We start from the raw sequence: 15,171 nt of genomic DNA, 5'->3' as shown, positions 1-15,171 counted from the left end.
GGCGGCGGAATAATACAGTGTCGGCGTCCGTAATGTGGCCGGGCAAGAAGAAGACCGAGACTGCCGCAGAAAGGGTAAACCGCCATGGGCAAAACCAATATCACCAAGGCCGCGGTGGCCTTGACCGCAGGCCTTGCTGCCTTTGGGGTTACTGGATTCGCCGTGGCGCAGGGCGGCTTGACCGCGAACCTGGCCCTTTCCGGTAGCTTCTTTAAAATCACCATGGGGCACTTGGATGGAGAGGGCTTTTCGCTTTTTGTTGATGATGATCAAAAGGCCGAAGAGCACCTTCCCGTCGCGCGTATCAAACTGGAGCATGCGAAGGTCTCTGATCTCTGCCTTTCCGTGACGGTTCCCAAGGTGCCCGGCGTTGGTGGGGAGGCCACCCTAGCTTTGAAGGCCGAGGGCGAGGGCAGTGTGGAATCCGATAGCCTGCTGGTCGGTGCGACCGACGTGGACGGTTCCTTGGTCATGCAGGATGTCAACGTGGGCATCGATGCGAATCAGCTCAGCGATACCGCGGATCCTGGCGCGTGGGGCCTTTATTCCAAGCAGGTTTCCCTCAAGGCTGATGATGTGAAGGCCACCTCCGTGGGCGCGCAGCGCCTTTCTGCCAAGAATGTGGGAGTGACGGTGAGGAGGGGGTCCGATAATGGCTGCTGAGTCCAGCACGGAAGAAACACAGACCCTCCCGGCGGCGGAGGCAACGGGCGAGGAGGAATCTAAGCCCAGCCTGTGGCAGCGCTTCCGCCGCTGGCGCAGTGGTCGGCCCTTCCTTCCCGGGCTATTGCTTATTTTGTCCGGCATCATCATTGCCGCGCCGGCCTATATCACCATTCGGATCTCTGACCTTTTGGTGATGATTTCCACCATCTCTGGCGTCTCTACGCTGCTTATCGGCGTCTTGTTGGCCATGTTCGGCCTTGGTGCGTGGTTCCAGCCGGCAACCTCGACTTATGTCGGTGTGCTAGGCATCATCGTGGCCATTATCGCCTTGCCGACGTCCAATTTGGGCGGCTTCGTCATCGGCTCCCTGCTCGGCATCATTGGCGGGGCCTTTACCTTTGCGTGGCAGCCGGGGGAGCAAAAGCGCCGCACCAAGGAAGCAGCAGAGCAATGACGAGGGCGACGCCGCGGGCGGCGCGTAGCTGCTTGGCCGTAATGACCTGCGCGCTGGCGGTTGGCGGTGTGAGCGGTTCCGAACGGGTTAATGCGCAAGATGCCCCGGCGGCTCCGTACTTCAGTACCGTCTTCGCGGATAAGGTGACGCTGACGAAGAATGTCACCGTTTCTTTGGGTACTTTCCCCACCGCCAGCGGTGATGTGCGGGTTCTAGAGCTGAAGGGCGAGAACCTCGACATCGACAACCTTGGCATCACGCTGCCTGGCCGCTACGGCGTTGGCATGCTGACCACGGGAGGGGATACCACCGAGGTACGCGGCGGACCGGTGACCATTATGGCTACCGAGCTCACAGCCACCCCGGCGGTGGGTAAGGTTTCTGCACCCCGGGCGAATATCGATTTAAGCCGCGACGATATCAATGCCGTGTTGGACAAGCTCGGTGTTCCAGAGCCGCACCCCGTCCCCGATGCGGAGGTGCCCGACGTAATCATGGACCACATTGAGCTGCGCGATGTCACCCTTGAGCTGGTGAACCTCAAGGGCGCCCACTTCAACGCGCCGACCGTGACGGTAGGGCTGGAGTAGCTCGCCGCCGGGGAAGGTCTACCCTTGAGCGAACTGGGACTGGTGTAGACGCCAGTATGCGCCTTGTGCCGCAAGGAGATCGTCATGCGAACCCTGTTCCACGATGGTGCCGTTTTCCATGACGAGAATGAGGTCAGCCTCGCGAATGGTGGACAAGCGGTGGGCAATGACGAAGGAGGTGCGGTCGGCGCGCAGCGCGTTCATCGCCTCTTGGACGAGGACCTCGGTACGGGTATCGACCGAAGAGGTGGCCTCATCAAGGATGAGCAACGCGGGCTGGGCCAAGAACGCGCGGGCGATGGTGATGAGCTGGCGCTCGCCGGTGGAGATTGCGCCGCCGTCTTGGTCGATGATGGTGTCGTAGCCATCGGGCAGCGCGTGAACGAAGCGGTCTACATAGGTTGCCTTTGCCGCAGCGATGACCTCTTCGTCCGTCGCGTCCAAGCGGCCGTAGCGGATGTTTTCCATGATCGAGCCCTTAAAGAGCACGGCGTCCTGGAGCACCATGCCCACCTGAGAACGCAGCGTCTGGCGCGGCATGCGGGCGATATCGTGCCCATCAATGAGAATCTGACCGCCATCGAGCTCATAGAAGCGCATGAGCAGGTTGACCAGGGTGGTCTTGCCGGCACCGGTGGGGCCGACAATGGCCGCGGTCTGGCCAGGCTCCACTTGCAGGTTGAGGCCGGTGATGAGCTCCTTATCCTTTGCGTAAGAGAAGTCAACGTCTTGGAACGCCACAAGCCCTTGGGCGCGGCCGGGAAGGTCCTCGTCGGTGGTGTCAGGGGCTTGCTCTTCGGCGTCGAGAAGCTCAAAGACGCGCTCGGCCGAGGCCACGCCGGACTGCACCTGCTGCATCATGCCGCCGAGCTGGCCGAGCGGCTGGTTGAACTCGCGGGAGTACTGGATAAATGCAGTGGCAGCACCCAGAGTCATGTGGCCATTGGCCACGCGCAGGCCGCCCAGTACCGCGATGGCGACGTAGGACAGGTAGGACAGGAACTGCATGATGGGCATCATGATGCCGGAGAGGAACTGAGCCTTAGCTGCGGAGCGGTAGAGCTCCTCATTGCGCTTGTCGAATTCCTCCGTCATGGCCTCAGTACGGCCGAAGACGATGGCTAGATCGTGGCCGGAGAAGGATTCTTCTACCTGGCCGTTGAGTTGACCGGTGGAGCGCCACTGGGTTTTGAATTGGCGCTGCGAGCGGTTACCGATGACGCCGATAACTAGACCGGTAAGCGGCAGGGACAGTAGAGCCACCAGAGCGAGCTGCCAGGAGACGCTGAACATCATGATGGTGATGCCAATGACCAGCAACGCGTCATAAAACAGCTGCGATAGCGCCTGCTGCAGGGCCTGCTGTACGTTGTCGATGTCATTGGTGGTGCGCGAAAGGATATCGCCGCGCTGCTGGGAATCAAAGTAGTTGAGAGGCAGCGCATTAATCTTCGCCTCTACGCGCTCGCGCAGGTCAAACACGATATCCATGCTTAACTTGTTGAGGATGGCTCCCTGCCACCACTGGAAGCCAGAGGAGACGATGTACATCGCGATCACGGTGATAATGAGCGTGCCCAGATGGTTAAAATCGATGCCTTCACCGGGGACGAAGTCCATCGCGGAGGCCATATCCGCAAAGCGCTCCTGGCCCTCAGCGCGCAGGCCCGCAATGGCTTGCTCGGCGGAAATATTAGAGGGCAGGTTGCGCGAAATGACGCCGGCAAAGATGACGTCCATGGCCTTGCCCATGATCTTCGGGGCTACCACGGCCAAGAAGATGCAGACGATATTCATCGCTGCGACGGCCCACAGGTGGCGCTTGAAGGGAGCAAGCAGGGAGAAAAGGCGTTTGGTGGAGGGCCAGAAATTCTTGGCCTGGCGGGGTGCGGAGCCGTCCATCGAATCAAAACCGGCATCCGTGGACTCGGCGGTAGAGGTGGTGTTTTCAGCCATTAGTTTTCGCCTCCTGCAACGCCGGCGGTTTCTTGGGAATCAACGATTTCTTGGTAGACCGCGCAGCGGCCAAGGAGCTCCTCGTGCGTGCCACGGTCAACGATGCGGCCGGCGTCCAGCACCAGGATTTGGTCGGCATCTCGAATGGATGCCACGCGCTGGGCGACGATAATGCTGGTCACCGGCTGCTCGCGCTCGGCAAAGGAGGCGCGCATTGCGGCGCGCACCTCGGCATCGGTGGCCACGTCCAGCGCGGAGAAGGAATCATCGAAGAGATAGACCAGCGGGCGGGCAACAAGCATGCGCGCAATGGACAGGCGCTGGCGCTGGCCACCGGAGACGTTGGTGCCGCCCTGTGCGATGGGCATGTCCAAGTCTTCTACGAAGTCCGCCTGAGCCACGCGCAGCGCCTCCCAGAGCTCGTCATCGGTGGCTTCGGGGCGGCCCAAGCGCAGGTTGGAGGCCACAGTGCCGCTAAATAGGTAAGCCTTCTGCGGGACGAGGGAGACGCGCTGGACGATGTCCTGGCGGGCCAGGGAGGTGGTAGGGGTGGCGTCGATAAGCACCTGGCCCTCCGTCGGCACGTACAGGCGTGGGATGAGGGAAACCAGGGTGGTCTTGCCCGAGCCCGTGGAGCCGATGATGGCGGTGGTGGTGCCGGGCTTAGCGGTAAAGGAAATGTCTTCTAGCACCGGCGCATCCGCACCGGCATAAGAAAAGCCCACGTTGCGAAATTCCACCGTGCCCGCGCAGGCCTCCGGAGAGGTGGTGGAGCTGGGTGGGGTAATGGAGGGCTCGTGCTGGAGCACCTCGGTGATGCGGCGGGCACAGATGATGGCGCGCGGCAGCATCATCGCCATGAAGGTACCCATCATGACCGCCGCCAGAATCTGCAGCAGGTACTGCAGGAATGCGGTGAGCGAGCCGACGTTGACCAAGCCCTCATCTACGCGGTGGCCGCCGAACCACAGGACCGCGCCGGTGGCCACGTTGAGGATCACCGTAATGAGCGGGAACATCACCACGAATAGCCGGCCGATGTTCAAGGACAGGCGGGTGATGTTTTTATTGTCCTCGGTAAAGCGCTCGGACTCATAGGCCTCGCGCACGAAGGCACGCACCACGCGGATGCCGGTGATCTGCTCGCGCAGGGTGCCATTGATGGAATCCAGCTTGTCCTGCATGGAGCGGAAGAGCGGCATGAGGCGGGAAATGATAACGGAGATGGTGCCGAGCAGTACCGCTACGGACACCCACACCAGCCAGGACAAGCCTGCGTCTTCGCGCACGGCCATAATGATGCCGCCGATGGACATGATGGGTGCGGTCACCATGAAGTTCAGCATCATCATGTAGACCATCTGCACCTGCTGGACATCATTGGTGCCGCGGGTAATGAGCGTAGGCGTGCCAAAGCGGCTCATGTCCTCAGTGGAGAGGGAATTAACGTGGCGGAAGACCTCGCCGCGTAGATCTCGGCCGACACCCATGGCGGTGCGGCTGCCGCACCACACCGCGCCAATGGCGGTGATGACTTGGGCAAACGCGACGGCCAGCATGATGCCGCCGGTGCGCCAGATGAAGTCCACATCGCCCTGAGATACACCTTCATCGATGATCTTGGCGTTAAGCGATGGAAGGTACAGCGTGGCGGCCGTAGATAAGGCCTGCAGGACAAGTACCGCGATGAAATACGGCGTATATGGCGCCGACCGTGTAACGAGAATGCGAACCAGGTCCATGGACTCGCGCCCCTTTCCTTGCCGTGGCTGGGTAGCCGTGCAAGTTTATACCGGTGGTGGGTGGGGCGCTAGTTGATAACTGCTGCTAAATCCCCACGTGAGCCAGCTGTGCGCGGGTGATGACGCTGCGCCAGTCTTCAAAATCCTGCAGTGGGGCGCATAGGCCCTCCCACGTGGTGACGGCCACGCCGCGAGCCTTGAGTTCCAAGACGAGTAGCTCGCGGTCGCCAGAGGCGGCCAGGCGGTGGATTTCATTATGCGTGATATCGCCGTCTGGTCCTACCCGCACGTTGCCGATAAGGCGCAAGCGGGGAGTGGTGCCGGGGTCGCAGTGGGAGCCCGTGACGGCGTCGCCCAGCACGCCTGCCAAGCCCGCAAAGCGGCGAAGTAGACCGAATGGTGCGGTGCATTGGGCAATGAGGTCCACACACATGCCAGCGCTGATAAGCTTCTCGGCGGTGGATAGGGCTGCCGGGCCCTCCCCGATGATGGCTATACGCTGCATGAAAGTGCCTCCTTGAGCGGGGCGCGGACGCCCGCAATAGACTGTCTTGTCTGTAAATCTAGTCCGCTTGGTACGGATTGGAAACTTTTTATTCGCACCTCCCGCCAAGCTCAGCGGCTTTTCGCCCAAAATCCGCTGCGCCGCCTCGGGGTTTTGCCTAATGTGTGACGGCATGAACCCAACGACGAACCTGCTGGACGGTGGCAAGAACTACCGCGACCCCAGCATCTCCCCGGAAGGCACGCGCGATACCGCGCCGCTGGACGCCGAGGTAGCCGCGCGCAACCAGCAATTGGTGGACCAGTGGGCGGATAAGCTTTATGACGCCTCAGCGGAAACCATTACCGAATGGGCCGCCGAGCACGCACCCGGCCGCCTGGCCGTGACCATGTCTATGGAGAACACGGTCTTGGCCGAGCTCGCCCACCGCGCCGGGCTCGATGCAGACCTGCTTTTCATCGATACTGGCTGGCACTTCCAGGAAACACTGCAGGTAGCCGACGAGGTAGAAAAGCGCTACCCGGACCTGCCACTTGTTCGCGTGCTGCCTTTGCTCAGCCCAGAAGAACAAGACGAGGTATACGGCCCGCGCCTCTACGCCCGCGATACCGCGGCCTATAACCGCATGCGCAAGGTCGAGCCGCTGAACATGGCCATGGATCCTTATGCCGGCTGGGTTACCGGATTGCGCCGCGCCGATTCCGAGCACCGCGCCACCGCCCCGGCGCTGAGTCTCGACCGCACCGGTCGGCTGAAGATCTCGCCCATCATTACCTGGGATCTAGACGATACGGACCGCTATATCGAGGACAACGACCTCATCATCCACCCACTCACCCTGCAGGGATACCGCTCCATCGGCTGCGCCCCGCTGACCTTCCCGGTTGGTGAAGGCGAAGATGCCCGGTCCGGGCGCGTATTTGCAGACGGCAAGACAGAATGCGGGTTACACGAATAATGAGCACACTTTCTCCACACCTAAAAGACCTAGAAAACGAGTCCATCCACATCCTGCGCGAGGTGGCTGGGCAGTTCGACAAGGTAGGCATCCTCTTTTCCGGCGGCAAGGACTCCGTCGTTATTTTCGAGCTGGCCCGCCGCGCCTTCGCGCCGGCCACGGTGCCGTTCGAGCTCCTCCACGTCGATACCGGGCATAACTTCCCTGAGGTCATCGACTTCCGCGACCGCCTCGTGGAAGAATCTGGTGCCCGCCTGCACGTCGCCCGCGTCCAAGAGTGGATTGACCGCGGCGACCTGCAGGAGCGCCCCGATGGTACCCGCAACCCGCTGCAGTCGGTGCCGCTGGTAGAGACCATCGCCGAGCGCGAGTATGACGCTGTATGCGGCGGCGCCCGCCGCGATGAGGAGCGTGCCCGCGCCAAGGAGCGCATCTTCTCCATCCGCGATTCTTTCGGCGGCTGGGATCCTCGCCGCCAGCGCCCCGAGCTCTGGGATCTGTACAACGGCGGCAAGATGGCCGGCGAAAACGTTCGCGTATTCCCCATTTCCAACTGGACCGAGTCCGATATTTGGGAATATATCGGCGCCCGCGAACTCGAGCTGCCCTCCATTTACTACTCGCATGAGCGCGAGGTATTCAAGCGCAATGGCATGTGGCTAGCCCCTGGTGAGTGGGGCGGCCCGGCTGAGGGCGAGGAGCTGGAAACCCGCACCGTGCGCTACCGCACCGTGGGCGATATGTCCTGCACCGGCGCCGTGGAATCTACCGCATCGACCCCGGATGAGGTGCTCGCGGAGATTTCCATTTCTACCCTCTCAGAGCGCGGCGCCACCCGCGCCGATGACAAACTCTCCGAGTCCGCCATGGAGGACCGCAAGAAGGAAGGCTACTTCTGATGACCACGACCCTCGCGCCCAATGTCGGCGCCCTCAAGCAGCGCGATACCCTGCGCCTGTGCACCGCCGGCTCTGTCGATGACGGCAAGTCCACCTTCGTCGGCCGCCTGCTCTATGACACCAAGTCCGTGCTCGCGGACCAGGTCGAGTCCATGGAGCGCACCTCCACCGATCGCGGCTTCGATGGCATGGACCTTTCCTTGCTTGTCGACGGCCTGCGCGCCGAGCGCGAGCAGGGCATCACTATCGACGTGGCCTACCGCTACTTCGCCACGGATAAGCGCACCTTCATCCTCGCCGATACCCCGGGGCACGTGCAGTACACCCGCAATACGGTCACCGGTATGTCTACCTCGCAGGTAGTGGTGCTTCTTATCGACGCCCGCCATGGCGTCGTCGAACAAACCCGCCGCCACCTCAACGTCGCCGCCCTCCTCGGCGTGCGCCACGTAGTCCTCGCGGTGAACAAGATTGACCTCGTGGACTACGACGAGCAGGTCTTTCGCGATATTGAGTCTGAGTTCAACCAGATCGCCGCGCGCTTAGACATCACCGATACCACCGTGGTGCCGATTTCCGCGCTCAAGGGCGATAACGTGGTTGAGCGTTCCTCTAATATGCCCTGGTACACCGGACCGACCGTCCTCGAGGTGCTCGAGACCGTCCCCGTGGCCACCGGCCGCGCCGATGAGCTGGATTTCCGTTTCCCCATCCAGTACGTCATCCGCGAGCACGCCTCCGATTACCGCGGCTACGCCGGCCGCGTGAAGGCGGGCTCCATCTCCGTGGGCGACGAGGTCCGCCTCCCTGAAGGCCGTACCAGCACCATTACCCAGATCGATACCGCTGACGGTCCGGCCGACTCCGCCGCTACTGGCGACTCCGTGACGCTCCTGCTTGCCGACGACGTCGATCTCGCCCGCGGCGATCTCCTCGCCGGCCCCCAGCGCCCCGCGTCCACCCGCGAATTCGACGCCACCGTTGTGGGCCTGACCGAAAAGGAGATTAAGCCCGGCCAGATGCTCAAGCTGCGCTACGGCTCTTCCCTGGTTAAGGCCCGCGTCGCCGCCGTCGCCCGCACCCTGGATCTTGATGGCGTTTCCGATGTTGAGGACCCCGAGTCTGTCGCCATGAACGACATCGCCCACATCACTATCCAGACCCAAGCCGAGCTCCCCGTCGAGGACTACGCCGCCCGCGGCGCGGTGGGCAATTTCCTGCTCATCGACCAATCTTCCGGCAACACCCTCGCCGCCGGCTTCGTAGGCCACCGCCTGCGTTAGTCGTCCTGTGCGCCGCTGCTGCTTCTCTCACCGCGCATCATTATGATGCCCGTGACTCCGAGCAGTAGCGGCGTGGAGATACCGAACACCGTAGGCCCTACTACGGTCAAGTTCACGATCAGCAGGACAACCGCCGCCACCAGCGCGAAAGCCTAGAACGCGGCCATTTCTTGGCTTCCGCACGCCCTTCGAAGCCCCGCATCGCCGCACGGTGACCGCTTTTCGAGCAAAACAAGCACGTTTCGCCGCCTAACTGGTGAAATTTTGGCGAAACGTGCTTGTTTTACATCGAACTATTGCATAGGCGGAACGTCCCCAGACATGACTACCTTTTGCGCACCTTCATCCCAACGGAAGCCGGCTTGTGTCGTCCCCGATGCTTCAGCGTTGCCCTCACCCTCCTTTGGCCAGCGGTAGGTAACTGCAATCTCGGAATCATCCACTCGGCTGACCTTTGGCGAAAACCCATATGCCTTGGCGGTGGCCGTTCCTAGGTATTCGCCATTGTGGAAAAGGAGGATGTGATACGGCGAGGAAGCAGTCGCGCCTTCGAGCGTGACGGTTATCCACGAAAGATCTGCGCACGGGTCAAAATTGGAGTCAAAAGGCCTCCACGGCCTATCAAGTCCTGGATATGGCTCGACCTGAGCGATTGCCTTTTTATAGGCACTCTCATCGTTGTCGGAGCTGCACTCAGAAGAGCCACCATTGCCTTGACCCCGGCTAGGTACACTCTCGTCCTGCTTCTTCTCTGGAGGAGCTTCGACTACGGTAGTGGTCTTTCGCGCGGGCTTTTCTTCAGTATTTCTGTCGGCGGAAGAGGTAGCTTGGTCCGCTTCGGGAGCGCTTTCCTTTGCAGCAGAGAAAGAAGGCGAATCTTCTGGATCCGCAGAATCACTTCCACAGGCTGCTAAGGAAAGGCAGAGAACACCGGAGCTAGCCACTGCTGCTGCGGGACGCAGTTGAAGCAAGAAATGGTCGAGGCTGTTGAGCATGGTCGAGTTTCCTTTCGCGGGACTATTAGCAGGAAGCCGAGTCAAACCCGACAATAGCAACAGCGCTGGCCAAGAAAAGCCGAAATGACAATCCTAAACTCTTTATCCCGTTGGCGGTACGTCGCCGGACATGATGACCTTTTGCTGTCCTTCATCCCACCGGAAGCCTGCGTTGGTTGTGCCTGAGCGGTTGGCATTGCCTTCACCTTCGCGCGGCCAGTGGTAGGTTACCGCGATCTCGGAATCGCTCACGCGCTCAATAGTGGGGGCGAATCCATAGGGCTTTGCCGTTGCGGTGCCTAAGTATTCGCCATGGTTAAACAGCATGATGTGGAAAGGCGAAGAGCTGGATCCTCCCTCAATCATCAAGGTTTCCCACGATAGGGATGCGCAGGGGTCATAGCCGGAGGAATCAAAGAGCTCCCATCCAATGGTGCCCCAGGGAGCGACTTGGGATACTCCCTTGGAGAATGCCGTTTGGGCATCAGCTGCGCCACATGACGAAGTGGTGTCGGCTTCCGGACTCGGCTGCTCGTCATCCATCACGACGTTCGGAGGCACCGGCCGAGTAGTTTCTTCTTCCGTCGCAGCTGAGTCAGTGGGCGATTCTTCCGGCTTGGCATCGCTGCTTTCTTCTGTAGCAGACATAGTCGCTGTCTCAATCGTAGGCTCTTGGCCTGTGGTGTCCGTGGAATTCTCAGTGCAGGCGGTCACGACTAAGCCCGCTAACACAATGCCTGCCGTGAAGCGAAGTCTATGCATTATTGGCGCCCTTTAGACCGAGGGTTTTGCGGATAGACCAAATGAACTCTGCCAGGACAAGCAGAAGCGGGGTAGCGATAACAGTCTTGATCATTGAGGCGGTGAAGTTTGCCGTCTTTGCTTCGAGATCGGAAGAGCCCATAATCAGGCTCATTGCGGTGGCATCGTTGGCCGTGCCGGCCAAGGAGAGCCCGCGGATACCGGCGATGAGCCACATCAACAGCAGGATTCCCCATACCACGCACCACATTATGGACTGGCAGCGTTGGCGGGCAGGTTCAACCGCGAATGCCATATTGCTGAAGTCAACAGTGAACTGCTTTTTAGAGCTGCTGAAGCCGGTGCTATTGGATGGAGCCGGAGTCTGGGAAGTGGTTTGAGTAGGCCAACCGTGTTGTGACGTACGTGCAGCGGTATATCCGGGGGCAGGGGTGTATGCGCTATTGGCTTCAGGGGATGGGGCCTCATGCGTGGGAGTAGATATGCCTGTAGCTGTTCCAGCAGGGGAAGCTGCAATTTGGCGAATGCGTGCGATATCTACCTCTGGACCGGTCGGGTCTGCCAGCTCTTTGTCATATTGCGAGCGGCGACTTTCAGCCGAGAAAATCTCACGAGCAGTGGTGAGCTCGTCTCGAGCTGCTGCGTTTTCCGGACTTAACTGAGCTAGCTTGGCCTTGACATCGGCGACTAGCTGGGAAGACTCAGCGGAAGGATCCAGGGAGAGGGAGTTGTAGAGATTGTAGTGAGCCACGGCAGGGTCCTTTCTGGTGTAAATAGGCCGTGAAAATGCCGGAAGGAGAGTGATAGGGGAGGGGTATAGGGGGATTAACAGGGATCGGAGAAGTCTCCTTTATCGTTTAGGGAACGAGCATTGCCGCCATACTGGGCCTTAAGGGAACAGACCTTGTCCACGCTATAACCGGCGTCATAGTAAATGGCGTAGACGGATTTGCCGTCTACCGTTTCACGTAGAGAGCTGCAGGCCCCGCCGCGAAGGATCTTGGAACCGGGGTATTTATCCTGGACGCGAGAGGTCTCAGTATATGGTTCTGGCCCATCGATCAGTGCGGATTCAACGATGAGGATATAGCGACCATCGCATTTGCCGTTCCAGTCGCCGGCCCACGCAAACTCGTCTGCTGCGGGGTCTTCTTCGGTGTCTTCGGCTTCTGTTGAAGTGTCGCCTTCATCGGTGCAAAGTGCGACCTTGTCAAGGAGGGGAAGCGGTGCTCCTGCTTCTTCAAGCTTGTCTTGGTCATAGCATCCGATATCAGAGGGCCAAGCTGTTCCATCCGTTTTGTATTTGTGCCACGCATTGTCAGTCCAATAGAACAACGTTAAGTTTGAAGTCCCGTCTTCACCGGCAAAAAGCCATGAGTCATCGCAATACTGCTTAACTGGTCTAGTCAACGAGCTGAGCTTTTCATCTGCGAAGTCATTGCACTTTTCGTATTTGGTAGGAGCATCCGCTGCGGCAGCGTTCTTGTCCTTGCCTTCGGACTTCTCTTCTGTAACTTCTTCGGACTCGGTTGAAGAAGCCTCTTTGGAGGCCGCTGAACCTGAAGGCGTAGAAGCTGGGGCTGAAAGAGTGGAGCCTGGGTCGTCTGTGGAATCGTGATTATTTAGCAGCGCCCATGCACCAGCGCCTACAAGAGCGAGTGCCGCCAAGACGGCTACCACAATTATGGCTAGGCGTTTGCCCTTGCCAGTGGATTTGGGATCTGGTTCCTGCGTAGGGGATGCGGGGGAGGGCGCACCCCAGGTTTGGGTGCTGCCCGAGGAGCCGGGGTCTGGGGAGGAGGGCTCCGGTTGACCCCAAGCGTTGTTATTAGTCAAGGTTTGGACTCCAATGCACGCAGAGTGGAAAACGAATGCGAAAGAGAGCGGAAAGCTGAGAATCAATCCGCGTCATACTATAGACACACGGATTGCATGAATTCTTCTGAATGATGCCCTGAAGGGGTAGTTTCAATGGATGTAAAAAGAGAAAAATGTAACGCGTAAGGCTTAAGGGAAACATTGCTGCACGGATCTGTATAAGCTACGGAGGGAACCATAGTGGCTTTGCCGTCTGGAAAACGCCCTCATCACGTTGCCAAGAAACATTCAGAAGGCACACAGGAAAGGTCGGCCTCCTACAATGCAAAGACCAATGTCCGGCTTAATCCCAAGCATGACCAAGAATTAAATCCCCGATGAGGGGGAGAAAGGAGCCCTCGTGGGCCTGGACCGCAATCTCAACGCCGCGGAATTGCACGCGACCCGCAACCGGGTGAGCGTGTCCCCGGATCTCATCCGCCGCTTGGGCAGTGCCCTGGGGTATGACGCAATTGAGGCTTTTGGCTCAGAGGCGCATACAGAATTGAGCAAGGTCTTTGATTTGGGAGACATCATCGATTTGATGCTGCTTAGCCAGTTGCCGGAGATGGAAGTCGCGCCGGGAATGGAGCAGCAGGTAGAGGGGGACATCGCTAAGCAGCTGCTGCGGCGCATCAGCGCGGGTGATTATCTGACGCGCGAGCAGGTGCACGACCGCCTGCCGCGGGCGACGGTGATGCTGTACCGCATGGGACATCCGCGCCTATGGGCTTTTGCCGCCCGCCAGCGCCTGCCCCAGGACGCGGAAAGAGCCGTGCCGGATTCCTTCCACCGTGATATCACCGGCCCGTACACCACTCCGGAGGAAGCGTGGCTGGGCATGTACGTGGCCGATGCCACGCGGCTCGGGGAGCTAAACACCCAGGTAGAAGGTGCTGGGCTGGACGAGGACAGACAACAGCGCCTGCGTCTGGGCATGTGCTTGGCCGATACATACCGCCAAGTGTGGAGCTCCGCGCGCGGCCACTGGCGCGTCAGCCCCCAGACGCGCTATATCGTGCCTTCGCGTTTTGGCTATTGCCCCTTTGTCTTCCGCGTGGCCGAGGGCGGGTGGCGCCGCGATTCCTTCGAGGGGAGCCACGATCGCTTCATGGCCACGGAGGGCTATTGGATCGACGTGGAGCGCGAACGGCTCATTCACCTCGGCGCGCCAGACCCGCACGATGCTTGGCTGCCTACGGCGCGGGTCGCGGCCGAAGCACCGACGGAGGAAGACCTGGCCGTCGCCCGGGTGCTCAGTGGGAAAATCATTGCCCTCGGCGCCGGACAGAAAAACATTACGATTCGCCTGCGCCAGAAGAACCGCACATTGAACTTTGACTAGGGCGGGCAGGTATTCTCGCAGGCATGGAGAATCTCAACGGACGCACCCTTTTCGTCGCCGCCGTGGATGCGGAAGCCGCCCACATTCCGGAAGGCGAACCCCTGCTCATCACCGGAATCGGTACGGTTCCGGCGGCCATTGCGCTGACGGAAGCTCTTGCCGACGCCCGCGCTAACGGCGCCCTTCCCGATCGCGTGGTCAACATTGGCACGGCCGGCGCGCTTGTCGACGGCATGGCTGGCGTCTTCGAAGTGGACAAGGTCACCAAGCATGACTTCAAGCTAGAAGTGCTTACCGATATCAACCGCTACCTGCTGCCAGAGACCATCGAGCTAGAGACCTCCGGCCGCCTGCCGGTGCGCGGACTGGCCACGGGCGACATGTTTGTCTCCGATACCGCCCTGCGCACCGAGTTGGCCAAGAAATCGCAGTTGTGCGACATGGAAGGCTATTCCATCGCCGCCGTATGCCGGCGCTTCGATGTGCCTTGCACCCTGCTTAAGCAGGTGTCCGATTCCGCCAATGAGGAATCCAAGGGCACCTGGGCCAACGTGCTTGACCGTGGCGCGCGCCAGCTCGCCTCGGCCGCTACGGACCTAGGCTTTCTGCGCTAGAACTTGATACCGAACTGCGCAGCCATCTTGCGCAGCTGTGCTTCAGCCTGGCGGATCTGCGCTTCAAACTGCGCCTGCAGTTGAGCGATGGTCGGCAGGCCGAACTGCGAAGACAGCTGAGAGATCGGATCCTTGGCGCCAGCGCGCAGGCAGGCGTTCATATCATTGCGCTGAGTCTGCAGCTGACCGCGGAAAATCTTAATACGGTCGATGCGGCGCTGCTCGTCAGGGGTTACGCCATTGCGCTGGTAGGTAGCGATCTGCTTATTGGACCAACCGATGAGATCGTCGTGCTTGCTAATATTCCAGCGCATGTAATCATCGCTGAGGAAGTTCTTTTCTTTGTCTGGGCCCCACTCGATGGGCTGGCCGATCAGCTCCTCGGGAACTACGAATTCATCGTTCTCCGAAATTGCCCAGCAGCCGCCGTTCGCCCGCTCGAACGTATCTGCTTGTGCGGCAGGAACAGCGATGGACGATACTACGAGAGCGGCGGCGAGAGCGCCTGCAAATTGCTTACGCATGAATACTCCTTGATATGAAAT

General features: G+C 60.1%; 16 protein-coding genes. 8 read left to right on the top strand and 8 right to left on the bottom strand.

Annotation, left to right across the window (positions count from 1 at the left end):
- The first annotated feature begins 84 nt into the window (after positions 1 to 84).
- Genes ACKFRX_RS11450 through ACKFRX_RS11440 form a run of 3 tightly spaced genes read left to right on the top strand, consistent with a single transcriptional unit; the run spans position 85 to position 1,710 of the window.
- On the top strand, positions 85 to 663 hold the full coding sequence (locus ACKFRX_RS11450; protein ID WP_005325466.1) for a DUF6230 family protein: 579 nt from the start codon (positions 85 to 87) through the stop codon (positions 661 to 663).
- The gene (locus ACKFRX_RS11445) at positions 653 to 1,120 is read left to right on the top strand and encodes a DUF6114 domain-containing protein (RefSeq protein WP_200435591.1); all 468 of its coding nucleotides are present in this window, start codon (positions 653 to 655) and stop codon (positions 1,118 to 1,120) included. Before ACKFRX_RS11450 ends, ACKFRX_RS11445 begins: the two co-directional genes overlap by 11 nt.
- Complete coding sequence (locus ACKFRX_RS11440) at positions 1,117 to 1,710, top strand: hypothetical protein (protein WP_408927902.1); 594 nt, start codon at positions 1,117 to 1,119, stop codon at positions 1,708 to 1,710. Before ACKFRX_RS11445 ends, ACKFRX_RS11440 begins: the two co-directional genes overlap by 4 nt.
- Positions 1,711 to 1,728: 18 nt before the next feature.
- On the opposite strand, the gene ACKFRX_RS11435 is transcribed toward ACKFRX_RS11440, so the two are convergent.
- From ACKFRX_RS11435 to ACKFRX_RS11425, 3 genes are all read right to left on the bottom strand, one after another.
- Positions 1,729 to 3,666 carry an ABC transporter ATP-binding protein gene (locus ACKFRX_RS11435; protein ID WP_408927901.1) on the bottom strand — a complete coding sequence of 646 codons (1,938 nt, stop codon included), beginning with the start codon at positions 3,664 to 3,666 and terminating at the stop codon, positions 1,729 to 1,731.
- Positions 3,666 to 5,408, bottom strand: coding sequence for an ABC transporter ATP-binding protein (locus ACKFRX_RS11430; protein WP_408927900.1), 1,743 nt, complete (start codon positions 5,406 to 5,408; stop codon positions 3,666 to 3,668). Before ACKFRX_RS11430 ends, ACKFRX_RS11435 begins: the two co-directional genes overlap by 1 nt.
- Positions 5,409 to 5,493: 85 nt before the next feature.
- A complete protein-coding gene (locus ACKFRX_RS11425; protein ID WP_250409138.1) occupies positions 5,494 to 5,913 on the bottom strand; it encodes a methylenetetrahydrofolate--tRNA-(uracil-5-)-methyltransferase in 420 nt (139 codons plus the stop codon).
- 172 nt (positions 5,914 to 6,085) lie between these two features.
- Here ACKFRX_RS11425 and ACKFRX_RS11420 point away from each other — a divergent pair, with 172 nt between their 5' ends.
- Genes ACKFRX_RS11420 through ACKFRX_RS11410 form a run of 3 tightly spaced genes read left to right on the top strand, consistent with a single transcriptional unit; the run spans position 6,086 to position 9,053 of the window.
- Positions 6,086 to 6,871, top strand: a complete 786-nt coding sequence (locus tag ACKFRX_RS11420) for a phosphoadenylyl-sulfate reductase (protein ID WP_179387063.1) — start codon at positions 6,086 to 6,088, stop codon at positions 6,869 to 6,871.
- A complete protein-coding gene (gene cysD / locus ACKFRX_RS11415; protein WP_408927899.1) occupies positions 6,871 to 7,770 on the top strand; it encodes a sulfate adenylyltransferase subunit CysD in 900 nt (299 codons plus the stop codon). Before ACKFRX_RS11420 ends, cysD begins: the two co-directional genes overlap by 1 nt.
- Entirely contained in the window at positions 7,770 to 9,053 is a 1,284-nt protein-coding gene (locus ACKFRX_RS11410) for a sulfate adenylyltransferase subunit 1 (RefSeq protein ID WP_408927898.1), read from the top strand. Before cysD ends, ACKFRX_RS11410 begins: the two co-directional genes overlap by 1 nt.
- Before the next feature lie 293 nt (positions 9,054 to 9,346).
- Here ACKFRX_RS11410 and ACKFRX_RS11405 read toward each other — a convergent pair whose 3' ends face one another.
- The 4 genes from ACKFRX_RS11405 to ACKFRX_RS11390 form a co-directional block, all read right to left on the bottom strand.
- On the bottom strand, positions 9,347 to 10,048 hold the full coding sequence (locus ACKFRX_RS11405) for an LppP/LprE family lipoprotein (RefSeq protein WP_408927897.1): 702 nt from the start codon (positions 10,046 to 10,048) through the stop codon (positions 9,347 to 9,349).
- A 102-nt stretch (positions 10,049 to 10,150) separates the two neighbouring features.
- Positions 10,151 to 10,696: an LppP/LprE family lipoprotein gene (locus tag ACKFRX_RS11400; protein WP_408927896.1), complete on the bottom strand. Its 546-nt coding sequence runs from the start codon at positions 10,694 to 10,696 to the stop codon at positions 10,151 to 10,153.
- A 106-nt stretch (positions 10,697 to 10,802) separates the two neighbouring features.
- Positions 10,803 to 11,561, bottom strand: a complete 759-nt coding sequence (locus ACKFRX_RS11395) for a hypothetical protein (protein ID WP_408927895.1) — start codon at positions 11,559 to 11,561, stop codon at positions 10,803 to 10,805.
- Positions 11,562 to 11,635: 74 nt separating this feature from the next.
- Positions 11,636 to 12,646 (bottom strand): hypothetical protein, encoded by a 1,011-nt coding sequence (locus tag ACKFRX_RS11390; protein WP_408927894.1) that lies wholly within the window; start codon positions 12,644 to 12,646, stop codon positions 11,636 to 11,638.
- 382 nt (positions 12,647 to 13,028) lie between these two features.
- On the opposite strand from ACKFRX_RS11390, the gene ACKFRX_RS11385 reads away from it, so the two are divergent.
- The gene (locus ACKFRX_RS11385) at positions 13,029 to 14,012 is read left to right on the top strand and encodes a hypothetical protein (protein ID WP_408927893.1); all 984 of its coding nucleotides are present in this window, start codon (positions 13,029 to 13,031) and stop codon (positions 14,010 to 14,012) included.
- A 23-nt stretch (positions 14,013 to 14,035) separates the two neighbouring features.
- Positions 14,036 to 14,626, top strand: coding sequence for a nucleosidase (locus ACKFRX_RS11380; RefSeq protein WP_408927892.1), 591 nt, complete (start codon positions 14,036 to 14,038; stop codon positions 14,624 to 14,626).
- Here ACKFRX_RS11380 and ACKFRX_RS11375 read toward each other — a convergent pair.
- The gene (locus ACKFRX_RS11375; RefSeq protein ID WP_179387056.1) at positions 14,623 to 15,150 is read right to left on the bottom strand and encodes a hypothetical protein; all 528 of its coding nucleotides are present in this window, start codon (positions 15,148 to 15,150) and stop codon (positions 14,623 to 14,625) included. The genes ACKFRX_RS11380 and ACKFRX_RS11375 overlap by 4 nt on opposite strands.
- Positions 15,151 to 15,171: the final 21 nt, after the last annotated feature.

This window comes from Corynebacterium tuberculostearicum, assembly GCF_046097465.1.
Lineage (GTDB): Bacteria > Actinomycetota > Actinomycetes > Mycobacteriales > Mycobacteriaceae > Corynebacterium > Corynebacterium tuberculostearicum_I.
Note: the sequence above shows the minus strand (reverse complement) of the source record. Positions and strands in the feature narration are given on the sequence as shown.

Coding starts and splice junctions, on each gene's coding strand:
- ACKFRX_RS11430 (WP_408927900.1), bottom strand. CDS start 5,408: ATGGACCTGGTTCGCATTCTCGTTACACGGTCGGCGCCATATACGCCG.
- ACKFRX_RS11425 (WP_250409138.1), bottom strand. CDS start 5,913: ATGCAGCGTATAGCCATCATCGGGGAGGGCCCGGCAGCCCTATCCACC.
- ACKFRX_RS11440 (WP_408927902.1), top strand. CDS start 1,117: ATGACGAGGGCGACGCCGCGGGCGGCGCGTAGCTGCTTGGCCGTAATG.
- ACKFRX_RS11375 (WP_179387056.1), bottom strand. CDS start 15,150: ATGCGTAAGCAATTTGCAGGCGCTCTCGCCGCCGCTCTCGTAGTATCG.
- ACKFRX_RS11405 (WP_408927897.1), bottom strand. CDS start 10,048: ATGCTCAACAGCCTCGACCATTTCTTGCTTCAACTGCGTCCCGCAGCA.
- ACKFRX_RS11445 (WP_200435591.1), top strand. CDS start 653: ATGGCTGCTGAGTCCAGCACGGAAGAAACACAGACCCTCCCGGCGGCG.
- ACKFRX_RS11410 (WP_408927898.1), top strand. CDS start 7,770: ATGACCACGACCCTCGCGCCCAATGTCGGCGCCCTCAAGCAGCGCGAT.
- ACKFRX_RS11450 (WP_005325466.1), top strand. CDS start 85: ATGGGCAAAACCAATATCACCAAGGCCGCGGTGGCCTTGACCGCAGGC.
- ACKFRX_RS11400 (WP_408927896.1), bottom strand. CDS start 10,696: ATGTCTGCTACAGAAGAAAGCAGCGATGCCAAGCCGGAAGAATCGCCC.
- ACKFRX_RS11420 (WP_179387063.1), top strand. CDS start 6,086: ATGAACCCAACGACGAACCTGCTGGACGGTGGCAAGAACTACCGCGAC.
- cysD (WP_408927899.1), top strand. CDS start 6,871: ATGAGCACACTTTCTCCACACCTAAAAGACCTAGAAAACGAGTCCATC.
- ACKFRX_RS11435 (WP_408927901.1), bottom strand. CDS start 3,666: ATGGCTGAAAACACCACCTCTACCGCCGAGTCCACGGATGCCGGTTTT.
- ACKFRX_RS11380 (WP_408927892.1), top strand. CDS start 14,036: ATGGAGAATCTCAACGGACGCACCCTTTTCGTCGCCGCCGTGGATGCG.